Source organism: Dietzia maris (assembly GCF_014144855.1).
GTDB classification, from domain to species: Bacteria; Actinomycetota; Actinomycetes; order Mycobacteriales; family Mycobacteriaceae; genus Dietzia; species Dietzia kunjamensis.
The window spans coordinates 1-20,375 of the sequence record NZ_JAALDN010000323.1 but is presented as its reverse complement, the minus strand read 5'-3'; the positions used below and the strand labels follow the sequence as shown (position 1 = coordinate 20,375).

The window sequence follows — 20,375 nt, the reverse complement described above, 5'->3', positions numbered from 1 at the left end:
CATCGATGAGCGGGGCGCCCTGCTGGTGGAGGGAGGCCAAGGTGTCAATGTCAGTCGTGGAAACCATGCCTGAAAGATACCCTGGGGGGTATCTAGTTCGCCAGGGTTGGGGTGAGTCAATCGCGGATGCGTTCGGGGTGGGTGTAGATGGTGGCGCGGTCGACCCGGCTGAAGGCGGCCAGGGTCACGCCGGTTCCCGCGGCGAGGTCCACCGCCAGCGATGACGGCGCGCTCACCGCGGACAGGAGCGGGATCCCCGCCATCGACGCCTTCTGCACGAGCTCGAACGAGGCCCGGCCGGAGACCTGCAGGATGGCCCCGCGCAGCGGCAATCGCCCCTCGCGCAACGCCCAGCCGACCACCTTGTCCACCGCGTTGTGTCGCCCCACGTCCTCACGCAGGCACAGCAGTTCGCCGGTGGGGGAGAACAGCCCCGCCGCGTGGACGCCCCCCGTCTTGTCGAAGACCTGCTGGTGCTCGCGGAGCCGGTCGGGCAGGGACAGCAGGACCGCGGGATCGATGAGCGGCTCCGCCGGCTCGGCCGGGAAGTGGGTCGAGCGCCGGACCTCGTCGATCGAGTCCACGCCGCACACGCCGCAGGCGCTGCTCATGGTGGACGCCCGCGCGGAGCGGGGCTCCGGGATGTCCGGTGACAGGGTCACGGTGAGGGTGTTGTAGTCCTGTTCGGTCCGTCCGCTGACGGTGGTGCAGTAGCAGATCTCGGGCAGGTGCTCGCGGTTCCAGACGGCGCCCTCGGAGACCAGGTGGCCCGCCGCCAGGTCCATGTCGTCGCCCGGCGTCCGCATGGTCACGACGAACGGCTGGCCGCCGACCCTGATCTCGAGTGGTTCCTCGACGGCGAGCGTCGCCACCTCTCGCCTGACGTCACCCGCGGCGAGGATCCTGCGCGCCGGGTGACGAGCCGTCCGCCGTCCCATAGTCGCGCAGCCTAGCGCCGTCCGGGCCGGGGCGTAGGAGCAGGAGGGCGGCGAGCCCCACCGCGGCCAACCAGGTCAGCGGGTAGGCGTTGGTGATCACGGTGTAGATGACCGGCGGGATGTCGCCGCCGAGCATGAACAGGCCCATCGCCACCCAGCGGTCGTCCGGGAAGTTCGGGTCGGGGAAGCTCTGCACCCAGTTCGCGGTGGCCGCCCAGAGCAGCGCCGGCAGCAGCCAGAGATACCAGCGCCGGGCGGCGATCGCGTAGTGCACGGTCAGCACGAGTAGCGGGACGAACCACACCCAGTGGTGGCCCCAGGAGAACGGCGAGACCATGGTCATCGTCAGTCCGGCCAACGTCAGGGCGAGGAGCTGGTGCCCGGCGCGATGGGCCAGCGCGGCGACGCCCAGGCCGACGGCCGCCACCACCGCGGCCCCGAGCAGCCACGCCCAGGTGGGCGCCATCTCCGTGCCGGCGAGACGGGCCATGGCACCCCGCAGGGACTGGTTGGCCAACATGGCGTCGTGCCCGATCCGCTGGGACTCGAACAGGGTCCCCGACCAGTACCGCACGGCGTCGCGGGGGATCAGTAGGAAGCCGAGGGCGACAGTGCCGCCGAACGCCGCCTCGGAGACGACGGCCATCCGCCAGCGTCCGGTGAGGACCCAGTGCGCCCAGAAGAACGCCGGGGTGAGTTTGATGCCCGCGGCCAGGCCCGAACCGATCCCCGCCCACCGGCGGCCCGACCTCCAGGCGAGGTGGTCGGCCAGGACCAGGACCAGGAGGAGGATGTTGATCTGGCCCAACCACACGGTGGTCCGCACCGGCTCGGTGGACAGGGCGATGAGCGCGAGACACAGCGAGACCTGGGCGGTGACCCGGTCCGGGCGGTAGTCCAGCGCACGGAGGCACATCCGGACCGCGAGATAGAGCAGGACGAGGGTCAGCGCGAGCCACGCCGCCTCCATCAGCCGCGGGGTCACCAGGTCCAGAGGGGCGAACAGCAGCGCCGAGAACGGCGGGTAGGTGAACGGCATCTCCGGGTAGAAGCGCCCGGAGTCGTCACCCGAGAGCAGTCCGTCGTACAACGGGATCGAGTTCAGGACGGCGCTGCCGCCCCAGCGGTAGACGTTGACGTCGAGGAAGTTCCCGGTGATGCCCCACCACGGGGTCCGCTCGTCGGGCACCCGCAGCACCATGACCACCGAGGCGAGGGCCAGCAGTGCCAGCGGGGCGCGCAGCCAGTAGGTAGTCGGAAGCGTCCGCACAGCCGGAAAGCCTAGTCCGTCAACGAGAAGACCGTTCCGCACGCCGTCACTCGGGCGATGCGTGCGGAACGGTCTTCTCGATGGGATCCGCCTCAGATGTAGATGGCCGGATCGATGTAGAACTGCGCGTCGCGCAGTTCCTCCTTGGTGGACCTGGCAGGCCGTGCCTCGCCCGGGATGCCCACGACGATCGAGTCGGCGGGGGCGCTCTTGACGACGACGGCGTTGGCGCCGACCGAGGAGTCGTCACCGATCTCGACGGGGCCCAGGATCTTCGCGCCGGCGCCCACGGTCACGCGGTCGCCCAGGGTGGGATGGCGCTTGGTCTGCTTGAGCGAGACCCCGCCGAGGGTGACGCTGTGGTAGAGCATGCAGTCGTCGCCGATCTCCGCGGTCTCACCGATGACGACGCCCATCCCGTGGTCGATGAAGAACCGTCGGCCGATGGTGGCGCCGGGGTGGATCTCGATCCCCGTGAGGAATCGGGAGAACTGGGACAGGACGCGTCCGGCGGTGCGGCCGGCGCCGCCGGCGTTCCACAGCCGGTGCGAGAGCCGGTGGAACCAGATGGCGTGGAGGCCGGAGTAGACGACGGCGTTCTCGACGTCGCCCCGGGCGGCGGGGTCGTGGGCGCGCGCCGCGGCGAGGTCCTCGCGCAGCGTGCGCCAGAACCCCACCGGGCGATCGGACGTCGGCGTCATCAGTCGCGGTAGTCCTCGAACAGCATCGTGGAGACGTAGCGCTCGCCGTAGTCGCACACGATCACGACGATGGTCTTGCCGGCGTTCTCGGGGCGCTTCGCGAGCTCGAGCGCGGCCCACACGTTGGCACCGGACGAGATACCGGCGAGGATGCCCTCCTCCTTGCCGAGACGCTTGGCGATCTCCAGCGAGTCCTCGAGGGTCACGTCGATGACCTCGTCGTAGATCTCGCGGTCGAGGATCTCGGGCACGAAGTTGGCGCCCAGGCCCTGGATCTTGTGCGGACCGGCCTTGCCCTCGGTCAGCAGCGGGGAGTCCTTGGGCTCGACGGCGACGATGTGCAGGTCCGACTTCTGCGAGCGCAGGTAGTTGCCCGCGCCGGAGATGGTGCCGCCGGTGCCGATGCCGGCCACGAACACGTCGATGTCGCCGTCCGTGTCCTCCCAGATCTCGGGGCCGGTGGTGCGGCGGTGGACGTCCACGTTGGCGGGATTGGCGAACTGGCGCGCCAGGACGGCGTTCTCACGCGTCGCGGCGATCTCCTCGGCCTTGGCCACCGCACCCTTCATGCCCTCGGAGCCCGGCGTGAGGATGAGCTCGGCACCGTAGGCGCGCATCACGGCGCGGCGCTCGACCGACATGGTGTCGGGCATGACGATCACGGCCTTGAATCCACGGGCCGCGGCGACCATGGACAGCGCGATACCGGTGTTGCCCGAGGTGCCCTCGACGATGGTGCCACCCGGCTTGAGGCCGCCCGACGCCACCGCGTCGTCGATGATCGCCGCGCCGATGCGGTCCTTCACGCTCGCGGCCGGGTTGGCGGACTCGAGCTTGGCCAGGACGGTGGCCTGCAGTCCCTCGGTCAGGGAGTTGAGACGGACCAGCGGGGTCTTGCCGATGGTCTCAGAGATGTCGGAGTAGATCTGCGCCATGGTGTGTTCCGTTCTGAAGAATGAACAGGTCTGTCTATTCGCGAGTGTACGCGATAGGTCGAGATGGCACGAGGGTGTGGCCAGGGAATGGTCCCCTGATTGCCACGAGCGCCCGTCGGGCCGATAATCGACTGCGCTCCATTTTCATCGTCGCCCGAAAGGCCGCCTCCGGCATGCGCGAGATCACCGTCCCCGCCCAGCGAAACTTCATACGTTCCGACCTGATCCCGGTGGTGGCGCGAGGGCGCGCCGCCACGGCGCCGCGGGCGGTCCCGTTCGACCATCACGTCGACGGCCGGTGGCGATCCGTCTCCAACGCCGAACTCGTCGAGCGCGTGGACAGGATCGCGGCCGGACTCATCGCGGCCGGCGTCGAGCCCGGGGACAGGGTGGCGCTCATGGCCGGAACCCGCCTCGAATGGGTGCTGGTCGATCTCGCCGTCTGGACCGCCGGAGCCATCACCGTGCCGATCTACCCGTCATCCTCGGCGGGGCAACTCGAATGGATTCTCGCCGACTCCGCGGCGAAGGTTCTCGTGGCCGAGAACGATGAACACGTCGTCGTCGTCGGAGACACGACCGTCCCCGACACCTGCACCCGGATCCTCTACCTCGACGACGGCGGGCTCGAGGCCCTCGAGGCCGACGGCGAGTCCGTCGAGGCCGAGACCCTGGACGCCGCGGTGGCCACTCTCGAGCTCGACACCCCCGCCTCGATCATCTACACCTCCGGCACCACCGGACGGCCCAAAGGTTGCGTGATCACCCACCGCAACCTCCTGTCGGAGTGTCACGCGCTGCTCGACCACCCCATCGGGTCGATGGCGCAGCAGGGCAAGAAGGTCCTGATGTTCCTGCCACTGGCCCACGTGCTCGCCCGCGCCGTGACCTACACGGTCTACCTCGGTGACGCGACCGTCGGCTTCTGGGACGACACCTCCACCATCCTCCCGCGCTTCGCCGATTTCCGGCCGCACATGATTCTCGGGGTCCCCCGCGTCTTCGAGAAGGTGCGCGACGGGATCGCCACGAAGGCCGCCGCCAAGGGCGCGGTTCAGAGGGGGATCTTCGAGCGCGCCGAAGCGGTCGCCATCGAGGACAGCCGTCTGCGCGGCAACGACGGACTGGACGACGCGCGCCGGCCCTCGCTCCTGCACGCCGCCCGGTACAAGGCGCTCGACCTGCTCGTCTACAAGGCCATCCGCGAGGCGCTCGGCGGCCGGTGCGAGTACGCCATCTCCGGCGGCGGCGCCCTGCCCGACCGCATCTCGCACTTCTTCCGCGGAGTCGGCGTGCCCGTCTACGAGGGCTACGGGCTCACCGAGAGCACCGCCGCCGCCACCGTGAACGGTCCCGGCTGCCAGCGCATCGGCACCGTCGGGCGACCCGTGGCCGGGACGAGCGTCCGGATCGCCGACAGCGGTGAGGTGGAACTGGCCGGCGAGCTGATCTTCGACCGCTACTGGAACAACGAGGAGGCCACCGCCGAGGCCGTCCGCGACGGCTGGTTCGCCACCGGTGACCTCGGTTCGCTCGACGCGGACGGATACCTGACGATCACCGGTCGCGCCAAGGAGATCATCGTCACCGCCGGCGGCAAGAACGTCTCGCCGGGGCAGATCGAGGACGCGATCCGGGCGCATCGACTCGTCGGCCACGCGGTCCTCATCGGTGAGGCCCGTAAGTTCGTCTCCGCGCTGATCACGGTGGATGAGGTCGAGCTCGAGAACTGGGCGGCGGAGAACGATCGCAGCGGCCGGCCGGTCGAGGACCTGGTCACCGACCCCGCGCTGCGCGCCGAGATCCAGGCCGCCGTGGACGATGCCAATCGGCAGGTCTCACACGCCGAGGGCGTCAAGAAGTTCGTCGTACTGCCCCGCGACTTCACTGAGGACTCGGGCGAGTTGACGGCGACCCTCAAGGTCAAGCGGCACGTGGTCGAGCAGCACTACGCCGAGCAGATCGAGGGCATGTACGTCTGATCGGGCGGATGTGGGAGCGCCCGGAACCCGTCCGGGCCCGGGCGCTCCCACGATCGGCGGATTAGGCGCCGGTGTACAGCGACTCGATCTCGCTGTCGAACCGGTCGTGCACGACCTTGCGCTTGAGCTTGAGGGTGGGAGTGAGTTCGCCGGACTCGACGGAGAACTCGGCCGCGAGGATCTTGAACTTGCGGATGGATTCCGCGCGGGAGACCGACTTGTTGGCCCGGTCCACCGCGTCCTGGACCGCGCCGACCAGGTCGCCGTCCTGCAGCAGGTCCGAGACCTCGCCGGTCTTGCCGTGTCTGTCCCGCCACGCCGGGAACGTCTCCGGGTCGATCGTGACGAGCGCCGCGATGTAGCTGCGGTTGTCGCCCACCACGACGGCCTGGCTGATCAGCGGGTCGGAGGTGAGCAGGTCCTCGAGCTGTGACGGCGAGACGTTCTTCCCGCCGGCGGTGACGATGAGGTCCTTCTTGCGACCCGTGATGGACAGGTAGCCGTCGGAGTCGAGCTCGCCGATGTCACCGGTGTGGTACCACTCGCCGGTCCACGCGGCCTCGCTCGCCTCCGGGTTTCGCCAGTAGCCCTTGAACAGTGTCTTGGCCTTGGCCAGGACCTCGCCGTCCTCGGCGATGCGGATTGTGACGCCCGGGATCGGCGTGCCGACGGTGCCGATCTTGGCCCGGTTGGTCGGGTTGACGGTGAGGACGCCCGAGGACTCGGTCAGGCCGTAGCCCTCGAGCAGGTCGAACCCGGCGCCGCGGAAGAAATGGCCCAGGCGGGCGCCCAGCGGCCCACCGCCCGAGATGATGCGGTCGCATTCGCCGCCCAGTGCGTCGTGCAGCTTCGAGTAGACGAGCTTCGAGTAGAGCTTCTGCTTGACCTTCAGCGCGGCCGACGGCCGGCCGCCGTTCTCGAGGGCCTTGGAGTAGTCGATGGCCGTCTGGACGGCGGCCTTGAAGATCTTGGCCTTCGCGCCACCGGCGTTCTCTGCCTTTGCCGCGGCGGAGTTGTAGACCTTCTCCAGCACGCGCGGCACCGACACCAGGAAGGTGGGGTGGATCTCGCCGAGGCGCTCGATGACCTTGGTGGTGTCCGGCTCGTGCGCCACGGCCACGCGCTTGTAGAAGCAGGCCACCTCCAGGATGCGGGCGAGGACGTGGGCCAGCGGCAGGAAGATCAGGGTGCGGCTGTTGGGTACGAACGCGTCCTGGAGCTGCTCCTCCACGGCCACCACGACGCCGCCGAACCCGCCGTGCAGGATTTCGCAGCCCTTGGGTTTGCCGGTCGTGCCGGAGGTGTAGACGATCGCGCAGGGGTCCTCGTGGCCCATCGCCAGCGAGGCCTGCTCGAGCTCCTCGTCGGAGACGGCCGCGCCGGCCTCGGTGAGCTGGGCGACGAGATCGTTCTCGATGACGAGGATGTCGCCCTGCCACTCGGTCTCCGCGGCGAGCACCCCACGCAGGTCGAGGTCCTCGACCACCGCGACGGTCGCCCCGGAGTCCGTGAGGATCCAGTTGCACTGGGCCGACGACGAGGTCTCGTAGATCGGCACCGTCACCGCGCCGACGGACCAGGCCGCCCAGGCGATCAGCGACCACTCGTAGCGGGTGTGGCTCATGATCGCGAGGCGGTCCCCCGGCTTGACGCCGCGGGCGATGAGGCCCTTGGCCACGCCCTTGACCTCCTCCAGGTACTGGGCGCAGGTGACCTCTTTCCAGTCGCTACCGACGCGGCGCAGCACTGCGACGTCGTTCGGGGCCTCCTCCGCGTTCTTGAACACCAGTCTGGCCAGGTTCGGAACGGGGAAGGGCTTCGAGGCGGGAGGGGTGGCGAACTCGGTCGTCATCGCGATCCTTAGGTCATGTGTGGCCTGTACCACTGTCAAGTGTAGAGGGTTGCTCGCCATCCGTGTTCAGCACGGTCTATTTAGATCCGTTTATGAGGGGCGCGTCAGGTTCGTGATCCTCGTTACTGTGATATGGGTTACACTAGCGTCATGTTCGGGGGTACGGGACCCGCGGCGAGCCTGCTGGTGGCCGAGTCGTGGGAGCGCAGCAGGCACCGGGGGATCGACCCCACGGTGGTCGCGCCGTCGGTCGAACTGGAGGGTCCGGACCTCTCCCGCCACGTGGCGCAGCACCGGATGGCGTCGGTCCTCCCGGTGGTCGAGTCCGTCCTCGTCCCGGGGGTGGTCTCCAGCGGGCACATCGTCGCTGTCGCGGACGAGCGGGGACGACTGCTGCGGGTGATCGGTGACCGCGGGGTCAGGTCCCGCGCGGAGTCCATGGCGTTCATCCCCGGCGCGGTCTGGACGGACGAGGCGGTCGGGGCCAACGCGCCGGGGCTCGCGCTGAGGCACGACACCGAGGTGCGGGTCCGCGGATCCGAGCACTATCTTGAGATGGCCCACGAATGGAGTTGTGCGGCGGCACCGGTCCACGACCCCGCCACGGGTGAACTGATCGGGCTCATCGACGTCACCGGCCCGAGCAGCGCCACCTCGGACCAGATGCTCGCGCTGATACGGGCGACGGTGATGCTCGCCGAGGGCGAGCTGCGCACGGCCGCCGGCCTCGTCGTCCCCCGGCGAGGCGGGGTCGACCACCCCCTCGGAGGGCGTGTGAGGCTGCGGGTGCTCGGTGCGGGGGCCGGCGTCCTCGACGGGGACGGCCCGGGAGGCGCGGGGCGTGCCCTGACCGGCAGGCATGCCGAGATCTGTGTCCTGCTCGACGCGAATCCGGAGGGGTTGACGGGAGGGGCGCTCGCGGAACTGCTCGCCGACGACAGGCTCGACGAGGTCAGCGTCCGCGCCGAGGTCTCCCGCCTCCGGCGGGTGTTCGGGCCGGATGTGGTGGCCTCGAGGCCCTACCGCCTGGCCCCGGGCGCTCTGGTCACCGACGTCCGAGAGGTCACGGACGCACTCGATTCCGGGGACGTGATGAAGGCGGTGGCCTCCTATCCGGGACCTATCCTGCCGGCCTCGGACGCTCCCGGGGTGGCCGACCTGCGGCTCGAGCTCCACTCGATGGTGCGGGCCGCGGTCCTGTCCGCTGATCGGCTCCCCGTCCTCAGGGCCTGGGTCGCCGGCGCCGGGCGGGAGGACCTCGCCGCGTGGCGGAGCCTGGCCCGGTCCCGGTACGCGGACGCCTCCACCGTCGCGGCGGCCGAGGCGCGGTGTCGCGTCCTCGATCAGCGCTTCGGGGCGTGAGGGGCGCGGGGATCGCGACGGCGACGGTGGCCTGAATGTCGGGGACGAATCGGCCCGGGCCCGTCCGTTCGGGTAGGTGCGGCGGTGCCATCCGGGTTGTCCGTGTGTGCCGGGTGGACAGAACACCGCAGTAGCTGTTCCGGACAGGGCGGCCGCCGGGCAAGAGTGATCGGTGTCACATTCACCGCCCCGCCGAAGGTGGGGGTCGCTCGAGCAGGAGGCGCACGATGGCGATCGAACTGAATCAGATCTGGGACATGCCGATCAAGGAGTTCCACCCTCTCCCCAAGGCTCTGCTGGGTGTCGGAGCACACGACATCCTCGGCGTGGAGGCCAAGAAGCTGGGGATGACCCGGGTTCTCATCATGACCACCGGACTACGCGGGTCGGGGATCATCGAGGAGCTCAAGGGCAAGATCGAGTATCAGGGGCTCGACGTCGTGGTCTTCGACAAGGTCGAGTCCAACCCGAAGGACTACAACGTCATGGACGCCGCGGCCCTCTACAACTCGGAGAAGTGCGACGGCATCATCTCGGTGGGCGGTGGCTCCAGCCACGACGCCGCCAAGGGCGCGCGCGTGGTGATCGCCCACGACGGCCGCGACATCAACGAGTTCCAGGGCTTCTCCAAGTCCACCAACTTCGAGAACCCGCCGCACATCGCGGTGTCCACCACTGCGGGGACCGGTGCGGAGACCTCGTGGGCCTACGTGATCACCGACACCTCGGACATGGACCACCCGCACAAGTGGGTCGCGTTCGACGACGCCAGCCTGGTCTCGCTGGCGATGGACGACCCGCTCCTCTACTACTCCTGCCCCCAGCACTTCACCGCCTACTGCGGCTTCGACGTCCTCGCGCACTGTTCGGAGCCGTACGTCTCGCGGCTCGACTTCGCCCCGTCGCTGGGCAATGCGTTGTACGCGACCAAACTCGTGGCGGACAACCTCACGACGGCCGTGTACGACCCCCGCAACCTCGAGGCGCGGACCGGGATGATGAACGCGCAGTACATCGCGACGCAGGCGTTCAACTCGGGCGGCCTGGGCATGATCCACTCGATGTCCCACGCGATCAGCGCCTACTACGACACGCACCACGGTCTGAACAACGCGATCGCCCTGCCCCGGGTGTGGGAGTACAACCTGCCGTCCCGCTACCAGCGCTACGCGGAACTCGCGCCGCAGATGGGCGTGGACACCCGCAACATGACGACCGTCCAGGCCGCCGACGCCGCGGTGGAGGCCGCCATCCGGTTGTCCAAGGACGTCGGTATCCCCGACAACTTCAGTCAGATCACGCCCGGGCTGTACGAGAAGAACCAGATGGACACGGGCAAGTACAAGGGCAAGGGCGACAGGATCGATACCTCGGCGGAGAACATCCGCAGGATCGCCGAACACATGATGGGGGACGCGTGCACCCCGGGTAACCCGCGTGAGTCCACGGTCGAGTCACTGATCCCGATGGTCGAACACGCGATGACCGGTTCGTACTGACCGTCTCGCGCCGGCAGGTCGCACTAACCCCACCAGGTCCTCCCCGGGGGCGGGCGAGCGGATCCGTCCCGCGCGCCCCCCGGGGGGACACCACCATCCAGAACACGGGAAGGGCCCGACCATGGACGTCATCGACGATCGCCCCGACGAGGTGGGTCCCGCGGACGCGGTGATCGACGTGGAGGTCCTGCAGGAGGCGCTCCGCGGGACGGGCTACATCATCGACCGGGAACTCGCGACGGTCGTGCACCTGGCGACGGTCCTCGACAGGCCGCTGCTGCTGGAGGGGCCGGCCGGTGTGGGCAAGACCGAGCTGGCCAAGTCGCTCGCCTCCGCGTTCGGTCGGCGGCTAGTCCGGCTGCAGTGCTACGAGGGACTCGACGACGCCCGGGCACTGTACGAGTGGGACTACGCCAAGCAGTTGCTCCACGTCCAGATGCTCCGGGATCGGATCACGGTGGAACTGCAGGTGCACGAGGATCTCGCCGCCGCCTCTGCCGCGCTGGCGGAGATGGAGGTGGGGATCCACGGTGAGGACTTCTTGGTCACTCGGCCGCTGCTCGAGGCGATCATGTCCGAGGACCCGGTGGTCCTGCTCATCGACGAGATCGACCGGACGGAGGAGTCGCTCGAGGCGATGCTGCTCGAGGTGCTCGCGGAGAAACAGGTGACGATCCCGGAGCTCGGCACCTACCGCGCACGCACCACCCCCTGGGTGATCCTCACCTCGAACGACACCCGGGAGCTGTCGAGTGCCCTCAAGCGCCGGTGCCTGCACTTCCACGTGGACTTCCCAGACGCCGCACGGGAGACGGAGATCGTCCGATCCCGCGCACCGGAGGTTCCGGAGACCGTGGCGGCCGATGTGGTGGAGAAGGCGCGGCGACTGCGCGAGATGCCGCTGCGCAAGCCTCCGTCGATCTCCGAGGTGGTGGACGCGGCCCGCGCCGCGTCGGTGTGGGGAGGAGACGGTCCGGAGCTCGGCTGGGTCCTGTCCGCCGCCCTTCTGAAGTACCGGTCCGACGACGATGTCGCCCGCGGCGTGCTCGGCGGTGGGGGCGCCCCCGGAGAGGAGCCGGCAGGGAACGGGCGGGACATGAGGGCGGCCGCCGATGCGACCGGGGCGTCGACCTCCGCCGCGTTCGGGGCCGGTCGGGCCCGCAGCGGGGCCGGGCGCGGGACCGGACGGCGATGACGACCGGGACGGCGTCCCGCCTCTCGCCCTCGGATGTCCTTGACATCGCCTCCGTGGCGTTCGGCCGACTCCTCAGGGAGCGCGAGGTGGCGGTCTCCCCGGCCGAGGTGGTGGAGCTGCGGACAGTCCTCGCGATGGTCGGGACGTCCCGGCCCGAGGCCCTGCGGGCGGCGCTCCGTGCGGTGACGGTCAAGTACCAGCGGGAGAACCGGGGATTCGACGCGGTGTTCGACCGCTTCTTCCTGGGCGTGCTGACCACCCGTACCGAGGACGCCGGAGGGGCCCACGGCGGCGCCCCGCAGGTGGGCGGACTGCCCGACGAACTGGAGCTGGACACGGACGAGTCCTCGCCCTCCACCCCGTCGGACCTGGACCCGGCCGAGATCGGGGATCTGGTCGAGGGAGACGAGACGAGCCGGCGGAACGAGGACATGCACTACGACGACTCAGACTTCTCGACCGCGACCGGGGAGGAGGAGTTCGCGGTCCAGGAGGGGGCGGAGCGGTGGCAGTCCTCGGTCACCTACGAGATCGAGGTGGACCGCGCGTCATCGGACCATGTCGGCGAGATGGGGTCCTCCGCGATCTCGGTGTCCGGTGAGGAGTCGTTGGAATGGGCGGACGCGCTCGACGTCCTGCGGACCCTCGACGGCTACGACGCCCGTCAGGTGTATGCGGCGCACGGTGACGACGGCGGGGATCTGAGAGGCGAGCAGGCGGGGATGTTCGTCGACGCGGTGCTCGCGTTCCTGAAGAGCCTCCCGGAGGACGCCACCGACGGACGTGTCGACGACGACGAGGTCCGGGGTGGCCGGGAGGTGACCGACAGCGCCGACCTCGAACGCGCGTCCCACGAGGTGATGCGCCGCATCCGTGGCGCCCCCCGCCGACGATCGCGACCGTTCGCCCGCGGACTGCTCGATTCTCGCTCCACGTTGGGTCGGGCGTGGGCGACGGACGGCGAGGCGTTCACCATCATGAACCGGACCCGCGTCCCCGGTCCGCTCAAGCTGCTGATCCTGGTCGACGTGTCGCTCTCGGTCCGGCCCGTCACCGGCTTCGTCCTGCGGCTGGCCCAGAGCCTGCACCAGAAGGTCAACCGGTGTTCGGTCGTCGCCTTTGTCGACCGACCCGTCGACGTGACGGACCACCTCCTGTCGTCGTCCGGCGAGAACGCGCTGGCGACCGTCCTGTCCGCACCCGGACTGGATCTCGAGGCGAGCAGCGACTACGGCCGGATGTTCGCCGAGCTGCTCGACCGCAACGGCGACCTGATCGACGCCCGGACCTCGGTCCTCATCGTGGGTGACGGGCGGAGCAACGGGCTCGATCCGCGGGAGGACCTGGTGGGCCGCATCAGCAGGCGGGCCCACCGGATGGCGTGGATCACCCCGGAGGCCCGGAGGTACTGGAACCGGCCCACGTGCGGACTGAGCGCGTATGCGCGATACCTGGACGGGGTGGTGACCGCGCGTGACCCCGCGGAACTGTCCGAACGGGCAGGTCTGCTGGGAAGCTCGCTCGCCTGAGATGCCCCGGGCCTATCGTGAGGTCATGTCGTCGGAAGGCCGGGTGGCGAAGTTCCACGCGCCGGAGATCCTCTTCGGCTTCGGAGCCCTGCCCGAGGCCGCGACCGCCGCCATGGGACTGGGCGCACGTCGCCCCCTCGTCGTCACCGATCCGTGGCTCGAACTCACCCCGTGGCCGGGCACGGTCGTCGAGGGGCTGAGGGCACAGGGTGCCGAGCCGGTCGTGTGGTCCGACGTCCGCCCCAACCCGCGCGCGTCCCAGATCCTCGAGGGCGCGCAGACCTATCACTCCTCGGGGTGCGACGTGATCGTGGCGGTGGGCGGCGGCTCGGTGATCGACGCCGCCAAGGGGGTCGCGCTCGTCGTCTCCAACGGCGGGCACGTCCTCGAGTACGAGGGGGTCGACCGTGTCCGGCTGCCGCTGCCCCCGGTGGTGGCCGTGCCGACGACGGCGGGCAGTGGGGCCGACGTCTCGCAGTTCTGCGTGGTCAACGACTCGGACCGCCGGACCAAGGTGACCATCGTGAGTCGGTCGCTGGTGCCGGACGTGACGGTCATCGACCCGAGTACCCATGCGACCGTCCCCGAGGACGTGGGGGCGGCGACCGCGATCGACGTGCTCTCGCACGGGGTGGAGGCGTACTTCTCGCGCGCGGCGGGCCCGCTGACGGACTCCCACGCCCTGCGGTCCGTGGAGCTGTGCGCGCGGTCGCTCGACAGGCTCGCGGCCGGCGAGAGGCTCAGTCACGTGCAGCTGGAGGACATGGCGCTGGCGTCGCTCGAGGCGGGGATGGCGTTCAGCAACGCCGTGCTGGGGGCGGTCCACGCGATGAGCCACCCGGTGGGCGGGCGGTACGACTCGTCCCACGGCCAGATCAACGGGGTCCTGCTGTCCCATGTCGTCCGACACAACGGGGTGGTGATGCCTCCGGACCGCATGGCCGGCCTGGCGCGCGCGGCCGGCGTCACCGTCGGTTCCCGGGGCGGCCAGGTGACGGACCGGGTCGCGGACCGCTTCCGGGACCTCTCCGCGTCGGTCGGGATCCCGTCGGGACTCTCGCTCCTGGGAGTCCGGGGCGAGGACATCCCCACGTTGGCCGCGCACGCGCTCGACGATCTCTGCATGGCCACGAATCCGCGTCCCGTCACCCTCGAGGACGTCGAACGGCTCTATCGGGAGGCGTCATGACCGAGGGGCCCACGGACCTGGACTCACTCCTCGGCCTGCGGTCGGTCAAGAGAAGTTTCTTCGACCAGTACCGTGCGGCCGAATCGCGGCTGCGACGGTCCATGCACGCACTCGATCGCGTCTCCGGGGCGCTGGTGCGGACCGCCGAGGGGCCCGAGGAGTTGATGCTGTCCGTCCTCAGGGTCGCGTACGACCAGCTCGACGCCCAGTGGGCGCTGGTGGCCCTCCGGGACGGTCAGCTCCCGTCCGTCGAACCACGGCACGTCCTCGTGGACCCCGAGGGGCGCTTCGTGGCGTTCGAGGGGCGGGATCTCGCGCCGGTGCCGGACGGTCTGCCCAAGGGTGTGGTCAACGTCCTGCTCGCGGTGCTCCGGGGCGGCCGCTCCGCCGAGGTGGCCGAGGCCGGCGGCCCCGACGCGGTGACCGTGCCGCTGATCCTGCACGGCGGGGTGATCGGCGGGCTGGCGTCGTGGCGCCACCCCGGGAGACCGGCCGATGACATCGACACCGTGGTCCTGCGGATCCTCGCCGCGCAGGCGGCCGTGGCCCTGCACAACTCCGTCCTGTTCCGGGACAAGGAGACGCTGCTCGCGCGGGCGGAGGAGGCGTACGAGGAGGCCCGGGGGCACGTGGTGGAGCTGTCCCGGCGGAACTCCGAACTCGAGATCGCCCACCGGGAGCTCGACGCCGCGCATCGCCAGCGGATCCTCGACGTGGAACGGTCGCGGATGGCCCGGGAACTCCACGACAGCGTGTCCCAGCTCGTCCTCGGCGCGGGGATGCATCTCCAACTCGGCCTCGACGCGGTGGGACGGGCCGAGCAGCAGCGGCCGCTGCTCGAGAAGGCGGTGCATCTGACCGACCAGGCCGTCGAACAGTTGCGGTCCGTGATCTACGCCCTCCGCACGATCGACGACGGTGACGGGAGCCTGAGTCGGCTGATCGAGGATCTCTGCCGTCTCCACGTCCCGTCGAGCATGTCCACCGAGGTCAGGCTCCTCGGCAGCGAGTTCCCCACGACCCACGAGATCGAGCACGAGTTGCTCCGGATCGCCGGTGAGGCGCTCGCGAACGCCGCGAGACACTCGCGGGGGAACGGAGTGGTGGTGACTGTGGACTTCAGTGACGAGGCCGTGGGTCTGACCGTGGAGGACGACGGCGAGGGCCGGCCGGAGGACCTGCGCCACCTGCTCGAAGCGGCCCGGACCGGGTCCCCCGACGAGCGCCACGGGCTGGTCAACATGAGGGAGAGGGCGGAACTGGTGGGGGGCGTGATGAGCATCGCGGAGTCCGAGCTGGGCGGGGTGGCGATCACGGTGGTGGCGCCCCGCGTCGACGGTGCGGACCGGCGGCCGGTCCGATGACCCCGTCGGCGGCCGGCCCCATGACCCCACCGGCGACGATCCGCACCGTCCTGGTGGACGATCACGCGGTCCTCCGAGAAGGGCTGCGGCTGATGCTGCAGCGGGAACCCGATATCGAGGTGGTCGGGGAGGCGTCGACCGCGGACTCGGCGCTGGAGGTCATCACCTCGACCCGCCCGGACGTCGCGGTGATCGACCTCAAACTAGGGAGCGGCTCCGAACTCGACGGACTGCGGGTCTGTGCAGCGGTCCGGGACCTGTTCCCCGACGTCGCCCCGCTGGTGCTCACCACCTTCCTCGACAAGGCGATAGTCGTGCGTGCGGTCCGGGCCGGAGCACGTGGGTACGTGGTCAAGAACGTGGATGTCACCGAGCTGGTGACCGCCGTCCGGTCGGTGTCGGCGGGGCAGAGCGCCTTCGACACCCGGACCGCGTCGATGGTGCTCGACGCTCTCAAGGGCGGGGGCTCGGCGTCCGAGGCCCTGTCGGCCCGGGAGATCGAGGTCCTGACGCTGCTGGCGGAGGGGATGTCGAACAAGGAGATCGGTCAGGCCCTGTTCATCTCGGCCACCACCGCCAAGTTCCACATCAGCAACATCCTGCGCAAACTCAAGGTCTCCCGGCGTGCCGAGGCGGTGTACGTGGCCAGTCGGCAGGGGTTGCTCTGACCGGCGACGGGCGGGGGTGGGAGGCGAGCGGGGCTGGAGTAGGGCGGGTGGCGAGAGGACTCACGTGTCCACCACGAGCCATCCCCCGTGGTGTTCGTCGACCCTCGTCCGGATACCGGCCGACCGGCCGTGTCCGACCGTCGCGATCCGGGCGGCCAGGCTCGTCAGTGTGGGGATGTCGAAGGTCCGGACATGCCCGTACTGTGCCACCGCCACCGCCTCGAAGGGGACGGCGATCACCAGACGGCGTCGCGCCAGACGGAGGGCTTCGCGGACCATGTCCCAGCCGGCGTCCTCGTCGAGGTGCTCGAGGACGTGGACGAGGTAGACGGTGTCCGCGGTGTCCGTCGCCAAGGGAGTCGTCCGCGCGTCGAGACAGACGGGGGTCGGCAGGGTGTCACCGGCCGGTGCGCAGGTCCGGAGCAGCTTGAGGACGGTGGGGTCCAGATCTGCCGCGATGGTCCCGGCCCCCTCCCGTGAGAGCCGCAGGGACAGGAACCCGAAGCAACACCCGATCTCCAGCGCCGAGTCGCCGACCAACTCCGCCACCGCCCGGTCGTGGACCGGGGAGAACGGGCAGTGGCCGTTTGTCAGTGCTGCGATCGAGGACCGGTAGTAGTCGGACCAGCACTCCTGCCAGCTCCCGTCCCGGGAGGTCACGAGCGCGGTCACGGCCCGGTGGAACTCGTCCACGGTGTGGAGGACCCCGGTGTCGAGCAGGTCTCGGGACATGGCCGGGATCACCGCCTCGCTCACCTCGTCGTGGCTGAGGTCGTGCCCGATCCGTACCCGATGGGCGTCGGCCACGACGGTGAACGCCCCGAAGCGTCGGCCCGGTCCGCCCCGGATCGCGGAAATCTCTCGGGTCGCCCCGGGTCTCGCGGTGGTCTCCATGGGGGCTGACGGTAGGGCGGTCGGGACGTCCGCGGCGAGGGGATGCGGTGGATTCCGGCAGGTCGAACGGGTGGGGGCCTGTCCGGTCGGGCAGTGCCCGCACGGAGTCGGACGGAATCGTCCGTCGTGCAACGTTGCTGCAACCCCGCCGCGGATAGTGTCCTACATCACAGCGACGACCACGGGGGTCGCGCGGAGGAGAAGGAGGGGCACGATGCCCGTTTTCGCACAGCCCGGCGCCGATGGTTCGGTGATGTCCTACGAGAGCCGCTACGAGCACTACATCGGCGGCGAGTGGGTGGCACCCGTCAAGGGCGAGTACTTCGAGAACGTCACCCCGATCACCGGTCAGGTCTTCTGCGAGGTCGGCCGCGGCACCTCCGAGGACATCGAGGCGGCCCTGGACGCCGCGTGGGCCGCCGCCCCGGCCTGGAACGCCACCTCCGCCGCCGAGCGCTCGCTGGTCCTGCTCCGGATCGCCGACCGCATGGAGGAGAACCTCGAGGCCATCGCCCTGGCCGAATCGTGGGACAACGGCAAGCCGATCCGCGAGTGTCTGGCGGCCGACATCCCGCTGGCGATCGATCACTTCCGCTACTTCGCCGGGTGTATCCGCGCGCAGGAGGGCGGGATCTCACAGATCGACGAGGACACGGTGGCGTACCACTTCCACGAGCCGCTCGGCGTGGTCGGCCAGATCATCCCGTGGAACTTCCCGGTCCTCATGGCGGTGTGGAAGCTCGCCCCGGCACTGGCCGCGGGCAACTGCGTGGTGCTCAAGCCGGCCGAGCAGACCCCGGCGTCGATCCTGTTCCTGCTGTCGGTGATCGGTGACCTCATCCCGCCCGGCGTGCTCAACGTGGTCAACGGCTTCGGCGCCGAGGCGGGCAAGCCCCTGGCCTCCAACCCGAGGATCCGCAAGGTCGCCTTCACCGGCGAGACCACCACCGGGCGGCTGATCATGCAGTACGCCTCCGAGAACCTCATCCCGGTGACCCTCGAGCTGGGCGGCAAGAGCCCCAACATCTTCTTCGCCGACGTCATGGACGCCGACGACGACTTCCGGCAGGCCGCACTCGAGGGGTTCGCGATGTTCGGCCTCAACCAGGGCGAGGTGTGCACGTGCCCCTCGCGCGCGCTGGTGCAGAAGTCGGTCTTCGACGAGTTCACCGAACTCGCGATCGAGCGCACCAACAAAATCACCCAGGGCAACCCGCTCGACACCGACACCATGCTGGGCGCGCAGGCCTCGGGCGATCAGCTGGAGAAGATCCTGTCCTACATCGACATCGGCAAGCAGGAGGGCGCGGACGTGCTCACCGGCGGCGCCCGGGCGGAGCTCGACGGTGACCTGGCGGGTGGCTACTACGTGCAGCCGACCGTCTTCCGCGGTCACAACAAGATGCGGCTGTTCCAGGAGGAGATCTTCGGGCCGGTCCTGTCCCTGAGCTCGTTCACCGACTTCGACGACGCCATGACCATCGCCAACGACACCCTCTACGGACTCGGTGCCGGTGTGTGGTCGCGCAACGGCACCACCGCCTACCGGGCCGGCCGCACCATCCAGGCCGGCCGCGTGTGGACCAACACCTACCACCAGTACCCGGCGCACGCGGCGTTCGGCGGCTACAAGCAGTCCGGCATCGGCCGCGAGAACCACCGCATGATGCTCGACCACTACCAGCAGACCAAGTGCCTGCTCGTGAGCTACTCGGGCAAGCCGCAGGGCTTCTTCTGATGGACGACGTGTGCGGGTTGCCCTCGGGCGGGAGCGTGCGCATCGCCGCGCGGGCGCTCCCCCCGGAGGGCGCGCCCGCCGACCTACCGCCGCGCCTCGTGGCGACCGAGCCGGCCGTCGAGCTCATCCGCGAGCTCGTCGGCCGGCACGGCCCGGTGATGTTCCACCAGTCCGGCGGGTGCTGCGACGGCTCGGCGCCCATGTGCTATCCCGACGGTGAGTTCCGTGTGGGGCAGCGCGACGTGTTGGTGGGGGAGCTGGACCTGGCACCCGGGGTCCGCGTGTGGATCTCGGGTTCCCAGTTCGAGACGTGGAAACACACGCAGTTGGTGCTGGACGCGATCCCGGGACGGGGCTCGGGGTTCAGCCTCGAGAACCCCACCGGCAAGCGGTTCCTGTCCAGGGCCCGCACGTTCGACACCGCCGAGCTCGCCGCACTCGAGGAGTTCCCACCGAGGCTGGGCTCGGAGCTGGAGGAGTAACCCGATCCGGCGCGGATCAGCGCAGGTTCGGCGGTAGAGTCCGACCATGGACACGGATCGCACGGCCTCCGCTGACCCGCTCGACGCCCCCGTCGGGTTCCTCACCCCCGAGCTGCGGGCTGACCTGCTGAGACGCTGGAACGAGCCGCAGCGGCGGTACCACAACGAGACGCACCTGCGGGCGGTGCTCCGGGCCGTGGACGCGCTCGAGGCGGACGGGGAGACCTTCGACGCCACGGCGGTCCGACTGGCCGCGTGGCTGCACGCCGCGGTGTTCGATCCCGCGGGCGCGGAGAACAACGAGAAGTCGGCGGCGCTGGCCGAGGAACTGCTCGACCCCGCCGCGCCCGTCGAGGAGGTCGCGCGCCTCGTCCGTCTCATGGGCGGGCACCGGGTCGAGCCCGGGGACCTCGACGGGGCCGTCCTCTCGGACGCCGACCTGGCCGTCCTGGGCGCAGACCCGGAGACCTACGACACCTACGCCGCGGACGTGCGGCACGAGTTCGCCCACGTCCCGGGCGAGAGATTTGTCGCCGGGCGGATCGCCGCGCTCGAGGGACTGCTCGAGCGCAAATCCGTGTTCCTCACCCGCGCGGGTCGCGACATGTGGGAGAAGCAGGCCCACGCCAACCTCAACCGCGAGCTGGGACTGCTGCGCGCGGGGGCCGCCGGGAGCGACTAGTCCGGCTCGACGCCCGGCGGGGTGATCGCCGCGGTGTGCTCGGCGACGCCGGCGGCGACCATGATCTCGGTGACGGCCCGCGCGTCGTCCGGCCC

Annotated in this window: 17 protein-coding genes; 11 read left to right on the top strand and 6 right to left on the bottom strand. The window is 69.9% G+C overall.

Annotation, left to right across the window (positions count from 1 at the left end; genetic code table 11):
* Positions 1-116: 116 nt before the first annotated feature.
* From fdhD to cysK, 4 genes are all read right to left on the bottom strand, one after another.
* Complete coding sequence (fdhD, locus tag G6024_RS11055; RefSeq protein WP_159148704.1) at positions 117-938, bottom strand: formate dehydrogenase accessory sulfurtransferase FdhD; 822 nt, start codon at positions 936-938, stop codon at positions 117-119.
* The gene (locus tag G6024_RS11050; RefSeq protein WP_159148703.1) at positions 886-2,208 is read right to left on the bottom strand and encodes a glycosyltransferase 87 family protein; all 1,323 of its coding nucleotides are present in this window, start codon (positions 2,206-2,208) and stop codon (positions 886-888) included. The genes fdhD and G6024_RS11050 overlap by 53 nt, the downstream gene beginning before the upstream one ends.
* 92 nt (positions 2,209-2,300) lie before the next feature.
* The gene (gene epsC, locus G6024_RS11045; RefSeq protein WP_067714980.1) at positions 2,301-2,909 is read right to left on the bottom strand and encodes a serine O-acetyltransferase EpsC; all 609 of its coding nucleotides are present in this window, start codon (positions 2,907-2,909) and stop codon (positions 2,301-2,303) included.
* The gene (gene cysK, locus G6024_RS11040) at positions 2,909-3,844 is read right to left on the bottom strand and encodes a cysteine synthase A (RefSeq protein WP_159148702.1); all 936 of its coding nucleotides are present in this window, start codon (positions 3,842-3,844) and stop codon (positions 2,909-2,911) included. The genes epsC and cysK overlap by 1 nt, the downstream gene beginning before the upstream one ends.
* Positions 3,845-4,017: 173 nt before the next feature.
* On the opposite strand from cysK, the gene G6024_RS11035 reads away from it, so the two are divergent.
* Complete coding sequence (locus tag G6024_RS11035) at positions 4,018-5,826, top strand: AMP-dependent synthetase/ligase (RefSeq protein ID WP_069390383.1); 1,809 nt, start codon at positions 4,018-4,020, stop codon at positions 5,824-5,826.
* Positions 5,827-5,887: 61 nt separating this feature from the next.
* Here G6024_RS11035 and G6024_RS11030 read toward each other — a convergent pair whose 3' ends face one another.
* Positions 5,888-7,678, bottom strand: coding sequence for an AMP-dependent synthetase/ligase (locus G6024_RS11030; RefSeq protein WP_067714973.1), 1,791 nt, complete (start codon positions 7,676-7,678; stop codon positions 5,888-5,890).
* 150 nt (positions 7,679-7,828) lie between these two features.
* Between G6024_RS11030 and G6024_RS11025 the strand changes: the two genes are divergently transcribed.
* The 7 genes from G6024_RS11025 to G6024_RS10995 all read left to right on the top strand — a co-directional run bounded on the left by G6024_RS11025 (position 7,829) and on the right by G6024_RS10995 (position 16,484).
* On the top strand, positions 7,829-9,040 hold the full coding sequence (locus G6024_RS11025) for a GAF domain-containing protein (protein WP_082923828.1): 1,212 nt from the start codon (positions 7,829-7,831) through the stop codon (positions 9,038-9,040).
* Positions 9,041-9,267: 227 nt separating this feature from the next.
* Positions 9,268-10,539 carry an NDMA-dependent methanol dehydrogenase gene (mdo, locus tag G6024_RS11020; protein ID WP_067714967.1) on the top strand — a complete coding sequence of 424 codons (1,272 nt, stop codon included), beginning with the start codon at positions 9,268-9,270 and terminating at the stop codon, positions 10,537-10,539.
* Positions 10,540-10,660: 121 nt separating this feature from the next.
* Positions 10,661-11,734 (top strand): MadB family AAA-type ATPase, encoded by a 1,074-nt coding sequence (locus G6024_RS11015; protein ID WP_067714965.1) that lies wholly within the window; start codon positions 10,661-10,663, stop codon positions 11,732-11,734.
* Complete coding sequence (locus tag G6024_RS11010) at positions 11,731-13,263, top strand: VWA domain-containing protein (RefSeq protein WP_067714962.1); 1,533 nt, start codon at positions 11,731-11,733, stop codon at positions 13,261-13,263. The genes G6024_RS11015 and G6024_RS11010 overlap by 4 nt, the downstream gene beginning before the upstream one ends.
* 25 nt (positions 13,264-13,288) lie before the next feature.
* On the top strand, positions 13,289-14,452 hold the full coding sequence (locus tag G6024_RS11005) for an iron-containing alcohol dehydrogenase (RefSeq protein ID WP_069389263.1): 1,164 nt from the start codon (positions 13,289-13,291) through the stop codon (positions 14,450-14,452).
* A complete protein-coding gene (locus G6024_RS11000) occupies positions 14,449-15,816 on the top strand; it encodes a GAF domain-containing sensor histidine kinase (RefSeq protein ID WP_067714959.1) in 1,368 nt (455 codons plus the stop codon). Before G6024_RS11005 ends, G6024_RS11000 begins: the two co-directional genes overlap by 4 nt.
* A gap of 20 nt (positions 15,817-15,836) precedes the next feature.
* The gene (locus G6024_RS10995; protein ID WP_067715131.1) at positions 15,837-16,484 is read left to right on the top strand and encodes a MadR family response regulator transcription factor; all 648 of its coding nucleotides are present in this window, start codon (positions 15,837-15,839) and stop codon (positions 16,482-16,484) included.
* Between the two features lie 60 nt (positions 16,485-16,544).
* On the opposite strand, the gene mftM is transcribed toward G6024_RS10995, so the two are convergent.
* Entirely contained in the window at positions 16,545-17,378 is an 834-nt protein-coding gene (gene mftM, locus G6024_RS10990; protein WP_082923826.1) for a mycofactocin oligosaccharide methyltransferase MftM, read from the bottom strand.
* A gap of 214 nt (positions 17,379-17,592) precedes the next feature.
* Between mftM and exaC the strand changes: the two genes are divergently transcribed.
* The 3 genes from exaC to G6024_RS10975 are packed head-to-tail and all read left to right on the top strand — an operon-like array spanning position 17,593 to position 20,280.
* Positions 17,593-19,116, top strand: a complete 1,524-nt coding sequence (gene exaC, locus G6024_RS10985; protein ID WP_067714957.1) for an acetaldehyde dehydrogenase ExaC — start codon at positions 17,593-17,595, stop codon at positions 19,114-19,116.
* Positions 19,116-19,598, top strand: coding sequence for a DUF779 domain-containing protein (locus tag G6024_RS10980; protein ID WP_194307384.1), 483 nt, complete (start codon positions 19,116-19,118; stop codon positions 19,596-19,598). Before exaC ends, G6024_RS10980 begins: the two co-directional genes overlap by 1 nt.
* A gap of 46 nt (positions 19,599-19,644) precedes the next feature.
* Positions 19,645-20,280 carry an HD domain-containing protein gene (locus G6024_RS10975; RefSeq protein WP_067714954.1) on the top strand — a complete coding sequence of 212 codons (636 nt, stop codon included), beginning with the start codon at positions 19,645-19,647 and terminating at the stop codon, positions 20,278-20,280.
* The last annotated feature ends 95 nt before the right edge of the window (positions 20,281-20,375 follow it).

Coding starts and splice junctions, on each gene's coding strand:
- fdhD (WP_159148704.1), bottom strand. CDS start 938: ATGGGACGGCGGACGGCTCGTCACCCGGCGCGCAGGATCCTCGCCGCG.
- epsC (WP_067714980.1), bottom strand. CDS start 2,909: ATGACGCCGACGTCCGATCGCCCGGTGGGGTTCTGGCGCACGCTGCGC.
- cysK (WP_159148702.1), bottom strand. CDS start 3,844: ATGGCGCAGATCTACTCCGACATCTCTGAGACCATCGGCAAGACCCCG.
- G6024_RS11035 (WP_069390383.1), top strand. CDS start 4,018: ATGCGCGAGATCACCGTCCCCGCCCAGCGAAACTTCATACGTTCCGAC.
- G6024_RS11030 (WP_067714973.1), bottom strand. CDS start 7,678: ATGACGACCGAGTTCGCCACCCCTCCCGCCTCGAAGCCCTTCCCCGTT.
- G6024_RS11025 (WP_082923828.1), top strand. CDS start 7,829: ATGTTCGGGGGTACGGGACCCGCGGCGAGCCTGCTGGTGGCCGAGTCG.
- mdo (WP_067714967.1), top strand. CDS start 9,268: ATGGCGATCGAACTGAATCAGATCTGGGACATGCCGATCAAGGAGTTC.
- G6024_RS11015 (WP_067714965.1), top strand. CDS start 10,661: ATGGACGTCATCGACGATCGCCCCGACGAGGTGGGTCCCGCGGACGCG.
- G6024_RS11010 (WP_067714962.1), top strand. CDS start 11,731: ATGACGACCGGGACGGCGTCCCGCCTCTCGCCCTCGGATGTCCTTGAC.
- G6024_RS11005 (WP_069389263.1), top strand. CDS start 13,289: ATGTCGTCGGAAGGCCGGGTGGCGAAGTTCCACGCGCCGGAGATCCTC.
- G6024_RS11000 (WP_067714959.1), top strand. CDS start 14,449: ATGACCGAGGGGCCCACGGACCTGGACTCACTCCTCGGCCTGCGGTCG.
- G6024_RS10995 (WP_067715131.1), top strand. CDS start 15,837: ATGACCCCACCGGCGACGATCCGCACCGTCCTGGTGGACGATCACGCG.
- mftM (WP_082923826.1), bottom strand. CDS start 17,378: ATGGAGACCACCGCGAGACCCGGGGCGACCCGAGAGATTTCCGCGATC.
- exaC (WP_067714957.1), top strand. CDS start 17,593: ATGCCCGTTTTCGCACAGCCCGGCGCCGATGGTTCGGTGATGTCCTAC.
- G6024_RS10980 (WP_194307384.1), top strand. CDS start 19,116: ATGGACGACGTGTGCGGGTTGCCCTCGGGCGGGAGCGTGCGCATCGCC.
- G6024_RS10975 (WP_067714954.1), top strand. CDS start 19,645: ATGGACACGGATCGCACGGCCTCCGCTGACCCGCTCGACGCCCCCGTC.